The organism is Flavobacterium sp., from assembly GCF_046073885.1.
GTDB lineage: Bacteria > Bacteroidota > Bacteroidia > Flavobacteriales > Flavobacteriaceae > Flavobacterium.
Genome location: NZ_JBJTND010000040.1, coordinates 21,524 through 27,928, shown reverse-complemented (window position 1 = coordinate 27,928; position 6,405 = coordinate 21,524). Strand labels below are relative to the sequence as shown.

Genomic DNA, 6,405 nt, shown 5'->3' with positions numbered 1-6,405 from the left:
ATCAATTTGTTTTCTTACAGGCGTTCCGGGTGCTGGAAAAACTTTAGCAGGTTTAAACATTGCAAATGAACGCCTTAAAGCAGATAAATCGGAGCATTCTGTTTTTCTTTCGGGAAACGGACCTTTAGTTGACGTATTAAGAGAAGCATTAGCCAGAGACTTATTTACTAATTTTAAAGAAATAATAAATGCCAGAAAATCAATTATCAGTTCAATTAAAAATGATAAGGAAATCAATGACGAGCAGAAACTAAAATTAGTTGAAAAAATAAACAATGGTAGAATCAATAAAGAAATTGCTTTAAAAGCAGTAAAAGCATTTATTCAAAATATTCATCATTTCAGGGATGATAACTTAAAAACAGAAAAAGCACCAATAGAAAAAGTTGTAGTTTTTGACGAAGCCCAAAGGGCTTGGCAAAAAGAACAAGTTTCAAAGTTTATGAAAACTAAAAAAGGAATTGAAGATTTTAAAATGTCTGAACCAGATTACCTAATTAGTGTCATGAATCGCCACGAAGATTGGTGTACTATTGTTTGTTTAATTGGTGGTGGACAAGAAATCAACACTGGTGAAGCCGGAGTTTCAGAATGGATTGAATCTTTAAAACATAAATATTCTGATTGGAACATTTATTATTCAGACAAAATTCTAAGCGAAAAGACTACGTATTTAAATGACGAAGAACTTTTGAGGTGGCTTCAAAAAAATGGAAACAAAGAAACAGAATTACATTTAGCTGTATCAGTGCGTTCTTTTAGAAGTGAAAAAATTGCTTTGTTCGTTCAATTTGTACTAGAAAATAAAAGTGAACAAGCAAAATATATATTTGATACATTCAAAAACAACTACCCAATTTTTCTAACAAGAAACTTGAAAACAGCTAAAAATTGGTTAAAACAAAAAGCAAAAGGAACTGAAAGAATTGGAATTGTTGCAAGTTCGGGCGGACGCAGATTACGTGCTAACGGAATTGATGTTAAAAATGAAATTGAACCAGCAAATTGGTTCTTAAATTGTAAAGACGATATCCGTTCATCTTATTATCTAGAAGAAATTGCCACTGAGTTTGATATACAAGGTTTAGAAATTGACTATACTTGCGTTGCATGGGACATAAATTTATATCACGACAACACTAAATGGAATTACCAGAATTTCAAGGGTTCAAAATGGCAAAATATTAATCAAGACTCTGCAAAAAAATATCTTTTAAATTCATATCGAGTATTATTGACTAGAGCTAGACAAGGTATGATTATTTTTATCCCCGAAATTGACGATATTGATACTACTAGGCCAAAAGAGTTTTACGACAAGACATTTGAATATTTTAAACATTGTGGACTTACAATAATCTGATAAATGTTAAACTCAACACTCGTTATTAGTAATTGAATCCAATAAACAATAACAATTAAAATAAAAAAAATCCCAAGCTCACACTTGGGATTTTGTTGTTATTTACTCAAATACATTTTGCGTCGGGAGTACAATTCATAGAATTGGTCGTCTTTTAAATCGTCTATAAACAAGATGCTTTCTCCGGTGGATTTCATTTCGGGACCTAAGGCTTTGTTTACATTTTGGAATTTGCTAAACGAGAATACCGGTTGCTTAATGGCGTAACCATTTAGTTTAGGGTTGAAATCAAAATCGGTTACTTTCTTTTCACCCAGCATTACTTTGGTTGCATAATTCACATACGGCTCACCATACGCTTTTGCAATAAAAGGAACCGTTCTTGACGCTCTTGGATTGGCTTCAATAATATAAACGGTATCGTTTTTTATTGCAAACTGAATGTTTATTAACCCAACCGTTCTAAGTGCCAAAGCAATTTTCTTGGTGTGGTCTTTAATTTGTTGCATTACAAATTCACCCAAGTTAAACGGAGGCAAAGTCGCATTGGAATCACCCGAGTGGATTCCGCACGGTTCAATGTGCTCCATAATTCCGATGATGTACACATTTTCACCATCGCAAATGGCATCGGCTTCCGCCTCAATGGCACCATCAAGATAGTGATCTAACAATAATTTATTTCCAGGAATGTTCTTTAATAAATCAATTACATGCTCTTCTAATTCTTGCTTGTTGATTACAATTTTCATTCCTTGTCCACCCAACACATACGAAGGACGCACTAACAATGGAAAGTCTAAACTATCAGCCAATTTGGAAGCTTCGTCCGCGCTTTCTGCAATTCCGAATTTAGGAAACGGAATTTCCAATTCGGTTAACAATTCGGAGAATCGACCTCTGTCTTCGGCTAAATCTAGGGCATCGAATGAAGTTCCTAGAATTTTGATTCCGTATTTTGATAATTTTTCAGCTAATTTTAATGCGGTTTGACCTCCTAATTGCACGATTACTCCTTCTGGTTTTTCATGTTGGATGATGTCGTAGATGTGCTCCCAAAATACCGGCTCGAAATACAATTTATCGGCTGTATCAAAATCGGTTGAAACCGTTTCTGGGTTACAGTTGATCATGATGGTTTCATAACCACACTCTTTGGCAGCCAAAACTCCGTGTACACACGAATAATCAAACTCAATTCCTTGCCCAATTCGGTTTGGTCCCGAACCTAAAACAACGACTTTCTTTTTATCGGTTACGACACTTTCATTGTGCACATAGCGCACTCCATTTGGAGTTTGAATATCGGCTTCAAAAGTAGAGTAATAATAGGGCGTTTGCGCTTTAAACTCGGCCGCACAGGTATCTACCAATTTATAAACACGGTTAATGTTATGATCTTGGCGCAGTTTATAAACCTGGCTTTCTAAACAACCCAACATGTGCGCTATTTGGCGATCGCCATAGCCTTTTTGTTTGGCTTCTAATAATAATTCTTTTGGTAATGAATCGAGTTTGTAGGTAGAAATTTCTCTTTCTAGCAAATACAATTCTTCGTATTGTTTCAAGAACCACATGTCGATTTTGGTGATTTCATGAATTCTACTCAACGGAATTCCCATTTGAATGGCATCATAAATCACAAATACACGATCCCAACTTGCGTAGGTTAGTTTCTCTATAATTTGCTCGTAGTTTTTGTATCCTTTTCCGTCTGCTCCCAGTCCGTTGCGTTTAATTTCTAGCGATTGGGTTGCTTTGTGTAACGCTTCTTGAAACGAACGACCGATTCCCATTACCTCACCTACCGATTTCATTTGAAGTCCCAATGTTCGGTCGGCTCCTTCAAATTTATCAAAGTTCCAACGCGGAATTTTTACGATCACATAATCCAAAGTTGGCTCAAATAAAGCCGAAGTCGATTTGGTAATTTGGTTTTGCAGTTCATCTAAATGATACCCCAAAGCCAATTTGGATGCAATTTTTGCAATTGGATACCCCGTTGCTTTGGATGCTAAAGCAGAAGAACGCGACACACGAGGGTTGATTTCGATAGCAACAATATCTTCTTTTTCATCTGGTGAAACGGCGAATTGCACGTTACAACCTCCAGCAAAATTTCCGATGGAACGCATCATCAAAATCGCGTAATCACGCATTTTTTGGAAAGTCGTATCCGATAAGGTCATTGCTTGCGCTACGGTAATAGAATCTCCGGTGTGGATTCCCATTGGATCCATATTTTCGATAGAACAAATGATAACAACATTATCGTTTTTATCACGCAAAAGTTCCAATTCATATTCTTTCCAACCTAGTAATGCCTTGTCAATTAACACTTCGTGAATTGGCGACATTTCTAATCCGTAAGTTAGTTTTTCGTCAAATTCTTCTTTAGAGTGCACGAAAGCGGCACCCGTTCCTCCAAGCGTAAACGAGGGACGAATTACTAAAGGGAAACCAAATTCTTGTGCTATTTCTTTTCCTTGCAAGAAGGAAGTGGCTGTTTTTGCTGGTGCTGCCGGAACTCCAATGCGCTCTAACAATTGTTTGAATTGCTCGCGGTCTTCGGTAATGTTGATGGCATTTACATCTACTCCGATTAATTTTACACCAAAGTCTTTCCAAATTCCTTTTTCATCGGCTTCCAAGCATAGATTTAATGCGGTTTGCCCTCCCATAGTTGGAAGAACGGCATCAATTTGTGGATGCTCTTTTAATATTTGGATTATCGATTTGGTTGTAAGTGGCAACAAATACACATGATCGGCCATGGATGGATCGGTCATGATGGTTGCTGGATTGGAGTTGATTAAGATTACTTCGATTCCTTCTTCACGAATGGAACGCGCTGACTGAGAACCAGCGTAATCAAATTCACATGCTTGTCCAATAACAATTGGACCTGAACCTATAATTAATACGGATTTTATAGTGTTGTCTTTTGGCATTGTAGTTTGTTTTAGACTTCTTAGAAATTTAGATTTCTTTGACTTTTATTTAGTTGTATGTTGTTTGTATTCTTTTTTTCTTAGCCCCGATAGCAGTGAAAATACTTTTTAAATTTTTCTTAAAATTAAAAAGATTGCAACGGATAGCGGGAAATAGCTTCAAAAACTTATTAAATTTTATAAACAAGTTTAAAAAAAAGCCGCTACTAATAAAAGTAACGGCTTGATATTGATTAGGATCTAATCATTATTTTTTGTGTCTAGGTTCGCTAGAAACAGTTAATTTATGTCTTCCTTTAGCTCTACGACGCGCAAGGACTTTTCTTCCATTAGCAGAAGCCATTCTGTCCATAAATCCGTGTTTATTTCTTCTTTTTCTTTTCGATGGTTGAAATGTTCTTTTGCTCATTGCTTTTTATCTTTAATCGTGTATTAATCTATTTTAATAGGCTCTTTTAAAACCGAGTGCAAATATACAAAGGTTTTTATTTCCTGCAAGTAGTTTTTTAAAAATATTTTAAAAACCTTTTATTACCTTTGTAGCCTAAATTAAATAAATTATGTTTCACAAAAATATCAAATTGATTCTTGCTGTGTTATTAATTGCTACTTCGGTATGGCAATTCACAGAAAGCAACATTGGAAATGGGATTTTTCTTATCTTATTAACGATCGTTCCTATTTTTCTTTACTATAAAAACGAATACATTTTAATGGCTTTTTTACAATTGCGTAAGCAAAATTTTGAAGGAGCTAATAAATGGTTGATGAAAATTAAGAACCCAGAAACGGCTTTAGTTAGAAAACAACAAGGGTATTACAATTACCTTCAAGGGTTGATGTTATCGCAAACAAATTTAATTCAGGCAGAAAAACACTTTAAAAAAGCAATTGAATTGGGATTAAGCATGGATTTGGATTTGGCTGTTGCCAAATTAAACTTGGCGGGTGTGGCGCTTTCTAGAAGAAGAAAACTAGAGGCAACCAACTTAATCAACGAGGTTAAAAAATTAGACAAGCAAGGAATGCTGAAAGATCAAATCAAGTTGATGAAAGATCAAATGAAGAAAATATAAGAAGACGGAAGTTGGGAGACGGAAGACGGAAGACGGAAGATGGAAGAAATAAAAAAAGGACTATTAAAGCCCTTTTTTTATTTTAGTATCCCGAAGTTGGGATTTCAATTACATATTTCTTTTTGGTTGGGTTGACTAATTTCTTATCGCGCAGCCAAGGATTGTGGATTTTAAGTATTTTATAATTGATTCCTTGTTTCTTAGCAAACACCGCCAAGTCGGAAATAGAACTATCAACTTCAATAGTTTTGGTTGGAATATTATCGTACATTTCGGTTTTATCTACTTCAAAACCATACAATTCTGGGTGTTTCATGATTTCTTTTAGAGCCAAAATTCGGAATACATAGCGCGAAGTTTCATCAGTTAGTAATAAATCATAGTAATCGGTTACTTGCTGTTCCACTATTTTAGTGTTTACACCATTCATACCTCCGTTATAAGATGCCGCGGCTAAGGTCCAGTTTCCGAATTTTTGTTTGGCGGCAACCAAATATTTACAAGCTGCTTCGGTAGCTTTTTGCAAATGATAGCGCTCATCCACGCCTTCATTTACTTCCATTCCTTTTTCTTTTGCGGTGTCGGGCATGAATTGCCAAACACCTTTGGCTCCCGATGGAGAAACGGCATTGGTTAGCGCACTTTCAATAACGGCCAAATATTTAAAATCATCGGGCACACCATATTGTTTTAAAATGGGTTCAATGATCGGAAAAGCTCTATTGGCGCGTTTCATAATTAATATGGTTGACGAATGCATGTTGGCATTCACCAATAATTCCCTATCCAATCGCTCGCGCACATCGGCAATTTGAAGGGGCGTTTTTTCTCCGGCAAAATCAATTGCGGTTGGAAAATACTGCGCCGTACCTTCGTGTAGTAATTTCTTTTTTTCTTCGGTTGAAATCGAAAAAACAAATAACAAACTAACAACAGCTAGTAGTAATAAGGCACCTAAAATAGAAGTTTTTTTCATTGAAAACAGAAATTGAATTGCTTGTAAAAGTAAAAAATC

The 6,405-nt window shown here is 35.6% G+C and carries 5 protein-coding genes; 2 read left to right on the top strand and 3 right to left on the bottom strand.

What is annotated here, in order from left to right:
* Positions 1-1,363, top strand: a 1,363-nt coding sequence (locus ACKOWY_RS05365; protein WP_408940411.1) for a DUF2075 domain-containing protein, incomplete at its 5' end; no start/stop codon positions are given.
* 98 nt (positions 1,364-1,461) lie between these two features.
* Here ACKOWY_RS05365 and carB read toward each other — a convergent pair.
* Both carB and rpmH read right to left on the bottom strand, forming a co-directional pair.
* Positions 1,462-4,314 (bottom strand): carbamoyl-phosphate synthase large subunit, encoded by a 2,853-nt coding sequence (carB, locus tag ACKOWY_RS05360; RefSeq protein WP_408940410.1) that lies wholly within the window; start codon positions 4,312-4,314, stop codon positions 1,462-1,464.
* Positions 4,315-4,561: 247 nt separating this feature from the next.
* Positions 4,562-4,723: a 50S ribosomal protein L34 gene (gene rpmH / locus ACKOWY_RS05355; protein WP_008464848.1), complete on the bottom strand. Its 162-nt coding sequence runs from the start codon at positions 4,721-4,723 to the stop codon at positions 4,562-4,564.
* A 151-nt stretch (positions 4,724-4,874) separates the two neighbouring features.
* Between rpmH and ACKOWY_RS05350 the strand changes: the two genes are divergently transcribed.
* On the top strand, positions 4,875-5,390 hold the full coding sequence (locus ACKOWY_RS05350; RefSeq protein WP_408940409.1) for a DUF2892 domain-containing protein: 516 nt from the start codon (positions 4,875-4,877) through the stop codon (positions 5,388-5,390).
* Positions 5,391-5,472: 82 nt separating this feature from the next.
* Here ACKOWY_RS05350 and ACKOWY_RS05345 read toward each other — a convergent pair whose 3' ends face one another.
* Positions 5,473-6,366, bottom strand: coding sequence for a lytic transglycosylase domain-containing protein (locus tag ACKOWY_RS05345; RefSeq protein ID WP_408940408.1), 894 nt, complete (start codon positions 6,364-6,366; stop codon positions 5,473-5,475).
* Positions 6,367-6,405 lie beyond the last annotated feature (39 nt).